Annotated in this window: 11 protein-coding genes; 8 read left to right on the forward strand and 3 right to left on the reverse strand. The window is 27.6% G+C overall.

Features of this window, described 5'->3' with window-relative positions; translation table 11 throughout:
• Positions 1-206 precede the first annotated feature (206 nt).
• From CLV39_RS01840 to CLV39_RS01875, 8 genes are read left to right on the forward strand one after another with little or no spacing between them, the layout of a single operon-like run.
• Positions 207-713 (forward strand): M48 family metalloprotease, encoded by a 507-nt coding sequence (locus tag CLV39_RS01840; RefSeq protein ID WP_281271964.1) that lies wholly within the window; start codon positions 207-209, stop codon positions 711-713.
• Entirely contained in the window at positions 710-1,927 is a 1,218-nt protein-coding gene (locus CLV39_RS01845) for a TolC family protein (protein ID WP_121922523.1), read from the forward strand. Before CLV39_RS01840 ends, CLV39_RS01845 begins: the two co-directional genes overlap by 4 nt.
• Positions 1,924-3,120 (forward strand): efflux RND transporter periplasmic adaptor subunit, encoded by a 1,197-nt coding sequence (locus CLV39_RS01850; RefSeq protein WP_121922524.1) that lies wholly within the window; start codon positions 1,924-1,926, stop codon positions 3,118-3,120. Before CLV39_RS01845 ends, CLV39_RS01850 begins: the two co-directional genes overlap by 4 nt.
• Positions 3,117-6,251, forward strand: a complete 3,135-nt coding sequence (locus CLV39_RS01855) for an efflux RND transporter permease subunit (protein WP_121922525.1) — start codon at positions 3,117-3,119, stop codon at positions 6,249-6,251. The genes CLV39_RS01850 and CLV39_RS01855 overlap by 4 nt, the downstream gene beginning before the upstream one ends.
• Positions 6,248-7,063, forward strand: a complete 816-nt coding sequence (locus CLV39_RS01860; RefSeq protein WP_245960275.1) for an HAD-IIB family hydrolase — start codon at positions 6,248-6,250, stop codon at positions 7,061-7,063. The genes CLV39_RS01855 and CLV39_RS01860 overlap by 4 nt, the downstream gene beginning before the upstream one ends.
• Before the next feature lie 35 nt (positions 7,064-7,098).
• Entirely contained in the window at positions 7,099-8,394 is a 1,296-nt protein-coding gene (locus CLV39_RS01865; protein ID WP_121922526.1) for a glycerate kinase type-2 family protein, read from the forward strand.
• 4 nt (positions 8,395-8,398) lie between these two features.
• Positions 8,399-9,652, forward strand: a complete 1,254-nt coding sequence (locus tag CLV39_RS01870) for a glycosyltransferase (RefSeq protein ID WP_121922527.1) — start codon at positions 8,399-8,401, stop codon at positions 9,650-9,652.
• A 2-nt stretch (positions 9,653-9,654) separates the two neighbouring features.
• A complete protein-coding gene (locus CLV39_RS01875; RefSeq protein WP_121922528.1) occupies positions 9,655-10,860 on the forward strand; it encodes a glycosyltransferase family protein in 1,206 nt (401 codons plus the stop codon).
• 69 nt (positions 10,861-10,929) lie between these two features.
• Here the strand turns inward: CLV39_RS01875 and CLV39_RS08655 are convergent, their stop codons facing one another.
• The 3 genes from CLV39_RS08655 to CLV39_RS01885 form a co-directional block, all read right to left on the reverse strand.
• Positions 10,930-12,036, reverse strand: a complete 1,107-nt coding sequence (locus CLV39_RS08655; RefSeq protein ID WP_211325023.1) for a hypothetical protein — start codon at positions 12,034-12,036, stop codon at positions 10,930-10,932.
• A 163-nt stretch (positions 12,037-12,199) separates the two neighbouring features.
• A complete protein-coding gene (locus tag CLV39_RS08660) occupies positions 12,200-13,123 on the reverse strand; it encodes a hypothetical protein (RefSeq protein ID WP_211325025.1) in 924 nt (307 codons plus the stop codon).
• A 367-nt stretch (positions 13,124-13,490) separates the two neighbouring features.
• Positions 13,491-14,630 (reverse strand): anthranilate synthase component I family protein, encoded by a 1,140-nt coding sequence (locus CLV39_RS01885; protein ID WP_121922529.1) that lies wholly within the window; start codon positions 14,628-14,630, stop codon positions 13,491-13,493.
• Between the last annotated feature and the right edge of the window lie 52 nt (positions 14,631-14,682).

Genomic DNA, 14,682 nt, shown 5'->3' on the forward strand with positions numbered 1-14,682 from the left:
TTGATAACATAAATTTTTGGATTTCAGATTTATATCACTGTTTTAAGGTTATGAATTTTGAAAGCTTTTTAATTAATCATATTAATATTTTCTTTTTTGTTTTTCTTTTCTTTTTAATATCTATTTATTTAATGAAAGGTATTTATTTTTTAATAAAAGAATTTTATCGGATATATCTTCTCAATTAGTTTATAAATAGCTTTAAAATTAAGTCTTTTAAAAATGTAGTAGTTATAGATTATAAAGATAATCTTGCTTTCAATTTTTTAGGAAAAGTTGTATTATCCAAAGCAGTATTTAAAAACCTAAATACAAAAGAAAGAAAAGCTTTATTTTTACATGAAAAGGGGCATATGGAAAATAAAGATAGTTTTAAATTAGTATTTGCAAATTTTATATTTAAATTATTTCCAGATTTTATTAAAAAATATATTAAAAAAAGCTATATTCTTTTCTTAGAAACAAAAGCAGATAGATATGCATTAAATTTTATAGATGCTAAATTTTTAGCAAATACTTTGCTTAAATTTAAAACTTTATCTTCATATAGTCAGCCTATGATGAATAATTTCACTGAAGAAAGAATTAAAAATTTATTTGAAGAAGAAAATATAAAATTACCAAAAGTTATACATTTAATTGTTCTGCTTATATTAATAACCCTGTTTATAGCTATAATTTACAAAACCTGTTTTTGTGGGATAATGATATGAAAAAAATTATTTTTTGCATTTTAATACTACAATCTATAGTTTTTGCAGAAGATATAAAAACTATTATTAATAAATCTTTAAATGAAAATCCAAAACTAAAAGCTATAGAAAAAGAACTAAAATCATATAAAGCTAAAGAAATATTTGTTTCAAATTTAGAAGACCCTGTAGTTTCCTTTTCTATAAATGATATTCAGATTTTTTATAAACCATTATCAAGAACGTTAGAACCTATGCAAACTGTTAATTTTAGTTTTTCTCAAAAAATTCCTTGGTTAAAAAAACTTAAAACAAAAAAAGATAAAATAAAAAAGCTTTATGATGAAAGATTTTATTATCTACAAGATTTAAAACAAGATATTATTTTTAATATTTATAGAATATCTTATAGATACTGGGAAGTTAAAGAGAAACTAAAAATAATAAAAGAGTATGAAAAAGTAGCAAAACATCTTATAGATTTTTCAAATACATTATACAGTGTAGGTAAAGTTTCACAATCAGAAGTTTTTAATGCACAGGTTTTTTATTCTCAGTTAAAAGAAAAAGAAGTAAGACTTATAGAAAGACAAAAATCTTTACTTTCAAATCTTTATTATTATACTAATTTTAATATTAAAGATATAAAAATTAATCTAATTAAACCATATTATCTGACAGGACTTAATAATTATATCTCTTTAGCATTAGAGCAAAATCCAAAACTAAAATCATATAAGCAAAAAATAAAGGCTAAAAAAGAAGAACTTAAATTGGCAAAACTTGATTATAAACCTGATTTTAGATTTTTCACAACCTATTCTTATCGTGAACACTTTAGAGATTATATCTCTTTTGGAGTAAGTTTTAACCTTCCTGTTTGGAAAAAGTATAGACAAGATAAAAAAGTGATAGAGACTTCTTTGCTTTTAAATAAAGAAAAAGATATGTATAAAGATTTAGAAAATAAAATAAAATCTCAAATAGAAGAAAGTTTTTACAATGCAAACTCTTTTTATGAAAGCTACAAAATTTTTAAAGATTATTTACTTACTCAAACAAAATCAGTTTATGAAAGTGTAATAGATGAGTATAAAGTAGGAACAAAAAATATATTTGATGTAATAAAAGCTTTAAATCAAATTCTTAATGTAAAAATGAAATTAATTGAGATAACTGCAAACTTTAATATCTCTTACAAAAATATAGAAAAACTGACTGGAGAGATAAAATGAAAAAACTAAAAAATAAGTTTTTAATATTTATTATAGGTATAGCTTGCTTTATTACAGGAATTATTGCAGGATTTATTTTTAAGATATATGACAAAATAAATATTGAGGATTTAATCTATAAAGAAGATAAAACTATTCAGTCAGCCTCTCTTCCAAAACCAACTGCATATCCAGTAGGAAATTTAACTGTAGAACAGCTATTTAATATAGATACAACAAAAGTTCAAAGGAAAAAGCTAGTTAAAAAGATAGAAACTTATGCAGACCTTACCCATCCAGAATCAGATATAAAAGATATTACTTTTAAAATAGATGGATATGTTGAAGAGCTTTATGCAGATTTTACAGGGGAATATGTAAAAAAAGGACAACCTCTTGTAAAAATATATAGTCCACAGCTTGTATCTGCACAAGAAGAGTTCTTAAGAGCTTATGAATATTATCAAAAAATGAAAAATACAGATGATGAAGTTCTAAAAAAAACTGCAAAAGATTTTTATGAAGCATCATATAAAAGGCTTTTATACTGGGATATTACAGAAAAACAGATTGAGAATCTTAAAAAAACAAAGAAAGTTTTTAAAACAATGACTTTATATTCCCCATATGATGGATGGATTATGGAAAAGTTTGTATATCTTGGTTCTAAAGTAAAAGCAGGAAAACCTTTATTTAGAATAGCAAAACATAAAGATTTATGGTTAATGGTAAAGGTTTATGAAAAAGATATTCCTTTTGTAAAAGAAGGTCAGAATGTAGATATAAAGTTTGATGCATATCCAGATAAAATTTACAAAGGTAAGATAGATTATGTTTATCCAATGATGGATTTTAAAAATAGAACAAAAGATGTTCGTATTGTTATACAAAATAAGGATTATAAGTTAGTACCTGGTATGTATTCAAAAGTGACTATAAAAATACCTATAGGAGAGGCTCTTGTTTTACCTGAAACAGCAGTTATAAACACAGGTAAAAGGCAAATTGTTTTCTATCAAAAAGAAAAAGGTATTTTCAAACCTTTATATGTAAAACTTGGAAGATATGTAGATGGATATTATGAAATTCTAAGTGGTGTTAAAGAAGGTATGGTTGTTGCAAATTCAGCTTTATTCCTTCTTGATGCAGATGCTCAATTAAAAGGTGAATATAGAAAGCTTAATGAAAAAGCATCTATAGGTAAGAAAAAATGATAGAAAAAATAATATATTGGTCAGTTAAAAATAAGTTTATAGTTTTATCTGTTTTAGTAATGATTTTTGGAGCATCTATATGGGCTTTAAAAGAAACACCATTAGATGCTATTCCAGATTTATCACCGCCTCAAGTAATAGTATTTACAAAATGGTCTGGCCAATCACCATCTGTTGTTGAAGATCAGATAACATATCCTATAGTTTCAACCCTTCTTTCTGTCCCTAAGGTAGAAACAGTTAGAGGAATTTCTTCTTTTGAAACATCTGCAGTTTATGTAATATTCAAAGAAGGGACAGATATATACTGGGCAAGAAGTAGAGTTTTAGAGTATCTATCTCAGATAAAAGATAAACTTCCTAAAACTGCTCAGGTTACTCTTGGTCCAGATGCTACAGGAGTTGGATGGGTTTATGAATATGCTCTTTATTCAGACAAAAGAAATTTATGGCAGTTAAGAACATTACAAGACTGGTATTTAAGATATGCCATTCTTGGAGTTGATGGAGTATCAGAGGTTGCATCTATTGGAGGATTTGTTAAAGGTTATCAAATAACTATCCATCCTCAAAAGCTAAGAATATACAATATAACCATTAAAGATATACTAAAAGCTTTAAGAGAAAATAATAATGACACTGGTGGAAGAATAATAGAAAAAAATGGTTTTGAGTTTATTATTCAAGGTCTTGGATATATAAAAAAACTTGATGATATTAAGAATATAACAATAAAAATAGATAAAAATGCTATTCCTATAAGAATTAAAGATATAGCAGATGTTGAGCTTGTACCTATGGGAAGAAGAGGTCTCGCCGATTTAAATGGACTTGGAGAAGTTGTTGGTGGAATAGTAATAATGAGATTTGGAGAAAATGCATATAAAGTTATTCAAAGAGTAAAAGAAAAAATAGAAGAGATAAAAAAATCTTTACCTATGGATATAAAAGTAATTACAACTTATGATAGATCACAGCTCATAGAAAAAGCTATAGCAACATTAAAAAGAGCCCTTTTTGAAGAAAGTTTAATAGTAATTTTAGTGGTAGGCATATTTTTATTTCATTTTAGAAGTTCCTTAGTGATAATTTTAACTCTTCCTCTTGGAATTTTAATATCATTTTTATTTATGAAAATGCTTGGTATCACTTCTAATATTATGTCCCTTGGTGGTATTGCTATTGCAATTGGGGCTATGGTAGATGGTGCCATTGTTATGGTTGAAAATGCTCATAAGCATATAGAAAAGATAAAAGAAGAAAAAGGAAAAATTACAGAAAAAGATAGAGTAGAAGCTATAATCTTAGCAGCACAACAGGTTGGAAAACCTATATTTTTTGCATTATTAATAATAGTAGTTTCATTTTTACCTATTTTTGCTTTAACTGGACAAGAAGGACTATTATTTAAACCTCTTGCTTATACTAAAACATTTGCAATGCTTGCTGCATCATTCTTAGCAATAACAGTTGTGCCAATATTAATGGTATGGTTTATTAGAGGTCATATTATTCCAGAACATAAAAATCCTATTAACTGGCTTTTATTGAAAATATATACACCAATAATAAAAATAGTGCTAAAACTTAGATATTTGATTGTAGTTTTTACTATTATAGCTATTGGATATATATATCCTCTTTATAAAAAGTTATCTTGGGAATTTATGCCTACTATAAATGAACAAACATTTATGTATATGCCTGTTACACCTTTTGGTATTTCTGCAGATGAAGCTAAAAATCTTACTCAACTTACAGATAAAATAATTGCATCATTTCCTGAAGTTGATACTGTTTTTGGAAAAGCAGGTAGAGCAGATACAGCAACAGATCCTGCACCTTTATCTATGATAGAAACAATTATCACATTCAAACCAAAAGAGTACTGGAGAGAAGGAGAAACTTATCAATCTCTTATGCAAGAAATGGAAGAAAAATTAAAAGTACCAGGGCTTACTAATAGTTGGACTTATCCAATAAAAGGAAGAATTGATATGCTTTTAACAGGAATAAGAACACCAATAGGTATAAAGCTATATGGAGATGATTTAAACAAACTACAAAATATAGCTACTAAAATAGAAAAAGAACTTCAAAAAATGCCAGAAAGTTTATCTGTTTTTGCTGATAGAGTAGCACAAGGGTATTATCTAAATATAGATATAAAAAAAGAAAAACTTGCAAGGTATGGACTTACTACAGATGATATAGAAACAGTAATACAAACTGCAATAGGTGGTATGCCTATATCTACTCTATACAAAGGATTAGAAAGATATCCAATGCTTATAAGATTTCCTTATGATTATAGAACAAATATTGAAGCTATAAAAAATTTAGTAATACCTACAAAGTATAATAGAGGCGTTTTAGTTAAAGATGTAGCAGATGTTTATTATACAGAAGCACCTTCCGTTATAAAATCAGAAAAAGGAATGAAGGTAGTATATGTTTATATTACACCACAGCCAAATATAACAACTGAAGATTATGTAAAAAAAGCAAATAAAATTTTAAAAAATATAAACTTACCTTCAGGATATTTTATAGAATGGGCAGGACAGAGTAAATACTTAGAACATGCAAAAGAAAGACTTAAATTTATAGTTCCTTTGGCAATATTAATAATATTCTTACTTGTTTATATGACATTTAAAGATATAAAGAATACACTTATTGTAATGCTTTCTTTACCTTTTTCAATGATTGGAGGTTTGTGGTTTTTAGATTATCTACATTTTAATCTAAGTATTGCAGTAGTTGTTGGATTCCTTGCATTATTAGGAGTTGCAGCAGAAACTGCAATTGTTATGGTTGTTTATGTTGAAGAGTCTGTAAAAAAATATATAAAAGAAAATAAAAAGCTAAACAATAAATTATTTAATGAAGCTATATATGAAGGGGCAGTTTTAAGGGTAAGACCTGTAATTATGACAGTTTCTACTATTATTGCAGGATTATTACCTTTATTATATATCTCAGGTGTAGGTTCTGAGGTTATGCAAAGAATAGCTGCACCAATGATAGGGGGAATAATTTCTGCAACAGTTCTTACTCTATTGATAATTCCTTCTATATATGCAATTATAAAAAAATGGCAATTAAGAAAAGAGGGATTATTTGAATGAATCTGCTAATTTTTACAGATTTAGATGGAACTTTATTAAATTATGGAGATTACTCTTTTGAAGATGCTAAACCTGCTTTAGAAAAAATAAAACAAAATAATATTCCTCTTATACTTACAACAAGTAAAACAAGAAAAGAAGTAGAAATTTTACAGAAGAATATTGGCATTAATGATCCATTTATAGTAGAAAATGGAGCCGCTATATTTTTCAAAAAAGGTTATAAAGGTTTTAAAATTCCAAATACTGTTTCTATTGATGATTACCAAGTAATAATCTTAGGAGAAAGATATGAAAAAGTAAGAGAAATTTTTAATATCTATAAAAAAGATTACTGTCTTAAAGGTTTTGGAGATTTAACTGCAGAAGAAATAGTTAAGCTTACAAACTTACCTTTAGAAAGAGTAAAACTTTCAAAACAAAGAGAGTTCACAGAGCCTTTTATTACTGATTGCCCAGAAAAAATAGAAGACTTAAAAAAGGAAGTGGCAAAACATGGATTTAAAATAATAGAAGGTGGAAGATTTTACCATTTTATTAGCCAAAATCAGGATAAAGGAAAAGCAGTAGAAATTACAAAAAAGATATTTGAAGAAAATCTAAAAACAAAAATAAAAACAATAGGCCTTGGAGATAGTAAAAATGATATACCTTTACTTGAAAAAGTTGATATACCTATATTAATAAAGAAACATGATGGTAGCTATATAGATATAAATCTACCAAATTTAATAAAATCAACTTATGAAGGTAGTAAAGGATGGAATGAGGTTGTAATGCCTTTATTAGAAAAATACCTTGAAAACAGATAGAAAACTATTTATATTTAAAACAAAAAGGGGATTTAATGCCTTTAAAAGAAGAAGCATTACAGATATTTGATTTTGCTTTAAAATCTGTTCTTCCGGAAAATCTTATAAAAGATAAAATAAAAATTGAAAATAACAACCTTTACATTGAAAAAGATATATATCCATTAAAAGATAAATTCTATATTTTAGGAAGTGGAAAAGCTTCTGTCAGTATGGCAAAAGCCTTTGAAAAATACTTCTTAGATTATATTGAAGATGGATTAGTAATATCAAACTATACAGAAAAATTAAAAAAGGTAAAGGTTTTAGAGGGTTCTCATCCATTACCTACAGAAAAAACAATTGATGCTACAAAATCATTGATAGAAAAAATAAAATCTTTAAAAGAAAATGACTTTTTTATATATCTTCTATCTGGAGGAAGCTCTGCTCTTTTAGAACTTCCTATAGAGCCTATAACATTAGAAGATTTAAAAATAACTACTAATTTACTTTTAAAAAAGTCTGTTCCTATTGATGATATAAATACAGTAAGAAAACATATATCTAAGGTAAAAGGTGGAAGACTTGCAAAATTAACAAAAGCAAAAGGAGTAGTATTAGTAATTTCTGATGTAATAGGTGATAACCTTGAAACTATAGGCTCTGCACCTTTGTATATGGATAAAACTACTTATAAAGATGCTTATAATGTTTTAAAAAAATACAATATCTGGGAAGAAATCCCAGAAAGTGTAAAAACTGTAATAGAAAAAGGTTTAAAAGGAGAAATAGAGGAAACACCAAAAAATCCACCAGAAAATATAAAACATTACATTATTGGAAATAATTCATATATGTTAAATAAAGCAAAAGAAAAAGCAACAGAAATTGGTTATAAAACATATATAATGACAAGCTCACTACATGGAGAAGCAAAAGAAGTAGCAAAGGTTATTATGTCTATTGCAAAGGAAATAGAAAAATCAGAAAATCCATTTAAAAAACCAGTCTGCTTGTTATTTGGAGGAGAAACAACTGTTAATGTTTTAGGAAATGGAAAAGGTGGAAGATGTCAGGAAATGGCATTATCTGCTCTTAAAGAGTTTAAAAATTTAGAAAAGGTAGTTTTTTTAGCAGCAGGAACAGATGGAATAGATGGAAACTCTGATGCAGATGGAGCAGTAATAGATAAAAATGATTATTTAAAAGCAAACGAACTTGGATTAAATATTGATGAGTATCTTAAAAACAATGATTCTTATAACTTTTTTAAAAAACTAAATAGTTTAATTTTTACAGGAAAGACAGGAACAAATGTTATGGATATACAAATATTAATAGTGGGGTAAAAGAATGATTAAATCTACAATAAGATTTTCTACTGCTTTAAGAGAAAAAACAAGAAAACAGATAGAAAATTTAGGTTATGCAGATATAGTTATAGGAATTCCTTCTTATTTTAGTCAAAATACAATAGGATATGTTATAGAACAAGCGGCAAAAGGTTTAGATAGATATTTTCCAGATAAAAAATCCCTTATTTTTGTTTCAGATGGTGGTTCTACAGATGATACAAGAGAGGTTGCAGAGTCTGTAGATATATCAAAATATAATATTACTAAAATTGTGGGTATTTATAGAGGTATTCCAGGAAAAGGTTCAGCTTTAAGAGCAGTCTTTGAAGCATCTGAATTTTTAAAAGCTAAAGTTGTTATAACTTTTGATGCAGATTTAAGATCTATTACACCAGAATGGGTAAACAATTTAGCACAACCTATATTAAAAGGATATGATTTTGTTGCACCATATTACAAAAGATGGAAATATGATGGAACTATTACTAATACTATTGCTTATAACCTAACAAGAGCTTTATATGGTAAAAAGATTAGACAACCAATAGGTGGAGATTTTGCATTTTCATATAAGCTTGTAAAAGATTTTCTTGATAAGGAAGTTTGGGAAACAGAAATCGCCAAATTTGGAATTGATATATTTATGACAACAACAGCTATAGTAGATGGTTATAAGTTGTGTCAAGCAAGACTTGGTGCAAAAATACATAATGAAAAAAATCCATCTTCAGATTTAAGTGATATGTATAGAGAAGTAGTAGGTACTATTTTTAATCTAATGGAACAAGAATCTTATGAAAGTTTCTGGAAAAAAGTAAAAGGCTCTGAAGATGTGGAAATATTAGGAGAACCTATAGGAATAGATCCTAAGCCTTTTGAAATAGATATCAATGGATTAATAGAGTATTTTAAAATTGGATATAACAACTTTGCACCCATATGGAAAAATATCTTAGAAGAACAAGATTTTAAAATAATAGAAAAACTTTTTATGGTTGAAAAAGTAGAAGACTTTATTATGCCTATAGAAACCTGGGTAAGAACCGTTTATAGATACGCAAATTATTTTCATTTAACACCAAGACAGGAATTTAAAGTTTTAAATACAATGATCCCTTTATATCAAGCTCGGGTTGCATCTATTGTTAATGAATTAAAAGATAAGAATGTTGAAGAAGCTGAAAATTATTATGATTGTCAAGCAAAAATGTTTGAAGATATGAAAGATTATTTAATAAAAATCTGGGGGTAATTATGTCTGACTTTTTTCAAAATGGACTTATAACAACTTTACAAAGATTAAGATCTAGAAATTTAGAAGAGTTAGAGAAAGAGCTTGAGGGTTTTGCAAAAAGAAGAAACATGGTTTTATTGCTTCCAGCCCTTTATTCAGAGTTTGAAGGACCAGCAATGCCTAAAATAGTAGAAGAACTAAAAAAGATTAAATATCTATACAGAATAGTATTATCCTTAGATAAAGCTGATGAAAAACAGTTTAAAAAAGTAAAAGAAATAATGTCTGAAATTCCAACTGATGTAAAAATAGTATGGCATGACGGTCCAAACATGCAAAAAATCTATAAAGAGATAGAAGAAAAAAAGTTTAAAATAGGTCTTCGTGGAAAAGGGCGTTCAGTATGGATGACACTTGGTTATATACTTTCTGATATAAATGCATACGCTATAGCTCTCCATGATTGTGATATTGTAAATTACTCAAGAGAACTTCCTGCAAGGCTTTTTTATCCTATTGTTCATCCTGCATTAGATTTTGAATTTAGTAAAGGCTATTATCCAAGATTTAAAGATAAACTTTATGGAAGGGTAACTAGACTTTACTATACACCATTAATAAGAGCTTTAAAAAAATTTTTAGGATGCAATAGATTTTTAGAATATTTAGATAGTTTTAGATATGCTTTATCTGGTGAGTTTGCCTTTATAAGAAGTTTGGCAAGAGGTTTAAGAATATCACCAAGTTGGGGATTAGAAGTATCTATGCTTTCTGAAGTTTATCAAAATACTTCTGTAAATAGAATATGCCAAGTAGAGCTAATGGAAAATTTTGAGCATAAACATAAAGAAGTAGGTTCTTCAGCAGAAGAAGGACTTATAAAAATGGCAACAGATATAGCAAAAACACTATTTAGAGTTTTATCTCAAGATGGAGTTGAACTTTCTGATTCATTTTTTAGAAGCTTATTAACAACATATTTATTAGAAGCAACAAAATCCATAGAAAAATATAATGCTTTATCTTTAATAAATGGCTTAGAATATGATAGACATAGTGAAATTACAGCAGTAGAAAAATTTGTTCAAGCTTTAAAGATAGCAAAAGATGAATTTTCTCAAGATCCTATAGGAGAACCAAATCTTCCTGCTTGGATAAGAGTTAGAGCAGCTATTCCTGATATTTCTGAAAAGTTAATAAAGGCTGTAGAAGATGATAATAAATAGTTTTAATGTTTAAAAAATAAAAAAACCCTCCCCCAAGGGAGGGCAAAGATAGAAGGTAGGTTCTAATAATTATTTCCAACCTTTTAATACTATTTCTTTAGCTTTTTCATATGGATATTTTTTAACAAGCTCTTTTACAGAAAGTTTTTGGTCTCCTTCTCTCATGAAGTGAATTAGAACTACAGAAGCCCAGTAGTCATTAGCATATTTTGTTCCTTCAAGCTGTACAGGTACACCTTTTTTATTAACTGTATGACAAGCTGCACAAGTTACAGGTCCTGCGTAACTACCATCTGGAGAGAATTGTAAAGCTTGTTGATGAGTTGTTAAATCAACTGTTCTTTCATCTCCTTCATATCTAACAGGATATAATCCATGGATAGATTCATGACATGATTGACAAGCTATACTTCCATGAGCCTTAGAGTATCTATAAAGAGAGTATTTATTTTTCTGATCTATTGGGAAGTATTTTCCACCTTCACTTTCAACAAATGGTGCTATATGACAGTTTGAACAATGAGGTTCTGCAGCTGCAAGCCACCAGTCTTTACCAGCAGATGCTGCATCATAAGGAACAGGTTGTCCTTCTTTAGCATTCCAAGGAAGAAGTACTTTTTTACCATTTTTATCAGCAAGTTTCACAAGAGTAGCACCTTTATGATTATTGTAAAATTCAAATACAGGATTTGCGCCACCTTTATATCTTGGATCAGCCATTTGTTGGAATTTTTTCATATCTCCATTAGCAATAACTTTTACTATTTCTTCAATAGATTTATTTCTTAAAGTTTTACCTTTTTGTAATACTGCATCTTCTAAATCATCATATTTATAAAGTTCTTGAGTTAATTGGTTATGACAGTTTGTACATGTTAATCCTCTAATTTCTGAAATAGGTTCATCATCTTCATTTCTCATACTTACATTTCTTAAGTACCATTTACCAATTTCATTTAAGAAGAATGGAGGTTTTACATCTGGATTTGTATGTGCATCTCTTCTTAAATAACAACCACCACCTGCTATTCTTTGATCTGAATCTGCAAATTTATTATTTCCATTAAAGTCTGTAATCTGGAATGGATTAGTATTAAAATCATTCATATCAGGATTTTGCCAATGAGTTGGATGGCAAGCTTGACATGTTACAGTTCTTCCAGCTTTATCATTCATATCTGCAAGGAATAAAGCATGGGCAGCATGGATAGCTTCTGTTAATGTTTTAGCTTTTACTGCCTTATATCCTGAAACATTTGGTCTTGGTTCTTGAAGGTTTCCAGAAATATTATCACCATGACAGTCTGCACAGTTAACAGGTCCTACTGATCCAAGTCTGTTAGAAGAAGCATTTGGATTGTATTCTTTTTAAAAAGTGAGTACCATGTCTTTTATCATGAAGTTCAAGTATATTTATAGAAGCTGCAGAAAGTCTTGCCATATATTCAGATATGTCAGGATAGTTTTTCTTCCAGTAGTTATATTCTTTATCAACAGCTGTTAATCCTTCTTGTCTTGAAAGTTTTGCTGCTTTTCCATTTCCTGAGTGACATACAATACAGTTTGGAATATCAACAGGGTTTGTTCCAAAAAATTCTACTATCTTTCCATTTACAGTAATTGGTTTTCCGTTTTTATCATGGAGCTGTACCATTGAGTATTGATAAGGTTGAAAATCTTTTGATGTAATGCTTCTTATAGTTCCTTTTCTTCTACTATCATTAAATGCAGTTAAAGGAAGACCTAAAGCATCCCATATATTAGAAGCAGTAAGTTTTAATGGAACATGAGGTACAAGTCCTTGAACTGCTTTCATTGGTTCTGTAAATACAATATTTCCACCATTATCTCCTGCATAATCCATATATCCACCAGCCATAGGCTTACCTGAAGGACCAGCATCAATAGGTACATTTATCTCTTTTCCTACATGTAATCTTTGTGATTTTTTCCAGTTTTTAGGTACAGTTCCTTCTAAATCTTGATATATAAAAAGATGTGTCCATACATAATTTGCTATGTTATCACCAGGATCAGACATATCACCGTCGCCATTTGTATCCTTCGGAACAGACCAGTATCTCATTTTATTTCCTTCAGAATAGCTATTATCTTTTACATAGTAATAAAGTTTTACTCCATCTTCTGGTGTTAGAAGTTTTGGAAGTTTTCCATTTTCTCCGGATTTTACTACTTGAGCTTGTATTGAGTTATATGGTGGAATTACACAACAGTAAGAAATATCAAACCCTACACAGTGCATTCCAAGTTCATAGTTAATGAAGATATTGTAAGGATTCTTTGGCTGATAAGCTTTTATAGTTTTTTTACTGAAGAATCCTCCGACTTTAACTTCTGTTGGTTTTAATAGATTTAATCCAAAAGGTGGATTGGATCATATTGCTTTTGAGCATAGGCACCAAAAGCTAAAACTGCAGTTGATAAAACCCCTGCAGATAAAACCTGCAGCCGATTTTTACCATAGCTACACCTCCTACGAATTTTAAAATATATTATTATTTTTATATTCATATATTTAGTAAATACTTACTATTTAATTTCTTAATAATGAAATTACAATAAAAATTTTTCATTGTCAATATGTTTTTTATAATTAAATATATTTTTGTTTAAATACTCTTTATATTTGCTTTTGCTTTTAAAATAGTTTCTTCATACTCTTTTTCAGGAATACTATCTGCAACAATCCCTGCTCCTACATAAATACAACATTTTTTCTTTTGAAAAATAGATTGTCTTATTGCAACACTCATTATAAAATCCATATTAGGTTTAATTAAAAATAAGCTTCCACAATAGATATGCCTTTTAAAATCTTCAAGCTGATCTATTATTTCCATAGCTCTTTTTTTTGGTGCTCCTGTTACAGATCCTGGTGGGAAAGTAGCATATATAATGTCTTTTAATGTTATATCTTTTTTTAATTTTGACTTAATGGTAGAACTCATCTGGAAAAGAGATTTATACTCTTCAACCTCAAATAATTTTTCAACTAATACTTTTTCAGAAATAATTCCAAGATCATTTCTCATTAAATCAGTAATCATTAAATTTTCGGCTCTTTCTTTCTCACTTAAATAAAGTTCTTTTTTTAACTTTTCATCTTCTTCTTTAGTTTTACCTCTTGGTCTTGTTCCTTTTATTGGCTTTGTTTTTAAAATATCACCTTTTTTTTCTAAAAATAGTTCCATACTTGCAGATATAATAGAAAAATTTTTATCTCTTATAAGCATAAGATAAGGTGTCGGTTGATATTTTGTTAGATTATAAAATATAATTTTTACATTAAAAAATCCGTCAATCTCTATTCTATGGGAAAGATTTATCTGATATATATCTCCTTCTTCTATATATTTTTTTGCTTTTTTAACTGCTTCAATAAATCTACCTTTATCAGGATATTTTACTGAAAATATTTGATTATTGGCTTTTTTTTGATAAAAATCTTTTTGGTATTTAAAATTTTTATAAACTTTTAAATATATTAAAGGTAAATCTATTTTATCTTTATTTATTTTTTTTAAGTTTTCATAAATATATTCTTTAAAATCATAAGATATAAAACCAACAGAAAAATAACCTTTTATTAATTTTTCAATTATTGGTATAGGATTTTTAGTTTTTAACTTTTTATTATTTATCTGTAAAATATTATTTTTATATTGAATAGTAAATATAGGTTTATCAAAAAAGTAAAAACCTTTTTTATCAAAAAAACCATTTTCAGACGAATAGATTATATCTTCCATTATCCTTTGCAAAATTTTTATATTATACATATAATTATAATTGAGATTTTTC

Origin of the sequence: Hydrogenothermus marinus (assembly GCF_003688665.1) — a bacterium.
Lineage (GTDB): Bacteria > Aquificota > Aquificia > Aquificales > Hydrogenothermaceae > Hydrogenothermus > Hydrogenothermus marinus.

Coding starts and splice junctions, on each gene's coding strand:
- CLV39_RS01845 (WP_121922523.1), top strand. CDS start 710: ATGAAAAAAATTATTTTTTGCATTTTAATACTACAATCTATAGTTTTT.
- CLV39_RS01850 (WP_121922524.1), top strand. CDS start 1,924: ATGAAAAAACTAAAAAATAAGTTTTTAATATTTATTATAGGTATAGCT.
- CLV39_RS01855 (WP_121922525.1), top strand. CDS start 3,117: ATGATAGAAAAAATAATATATTGGTCAGTTAAAAATAAGTTTATAGTT.
- CLV39_RS01860 (WP_245960275.1), top strand. CDS start 6,248: ATGAATCTGCTAATTTTTACAGATTTAGATGGAACTTTATTAAATTAT.
- CLV39_RS01865 (WP_121922526.1), top strand. CDS start 7,099: ATGCCTTTAAAAGAAGAAGCATTACAGATATTTGATTTTGCTTTAAAA.
- CLV39_RS01870 (WP_121922527.1), top strand. CDS start 8,399: ATGATTAAATCTACAATAAGATTTTCTACTGCTTTAAGAGAAAAAACA.
- CLV39_RS01875 (WP_121922528.1), top strand. CDS start 9,655: ATGTCTGACTTTTTTCAAAATGGACTTATAACAACTTTACAAAGATTA.
- CLV39_RS08655 (WP_211325023.1), bottom strand. CDS start 12,036: ATGAATGATAAAGCTGGAAGAACTGTAACATGTCAAGCTTGCCATCCA.
- CLV39_RS08660 (WP_211325025.1), bottom strand. CDS start 13,123: ATGCACTGTGTAGGGTTTGATATTTCTTACTGTTGTGTAATTCCACCA.
- CLV39_RS01885 (WP_121922529.1), bottom strand. CDS start 14,630: ATGGAAGATATAATCTATTCGTCTGAAAATGGTTTTTTTGATAAAAAA.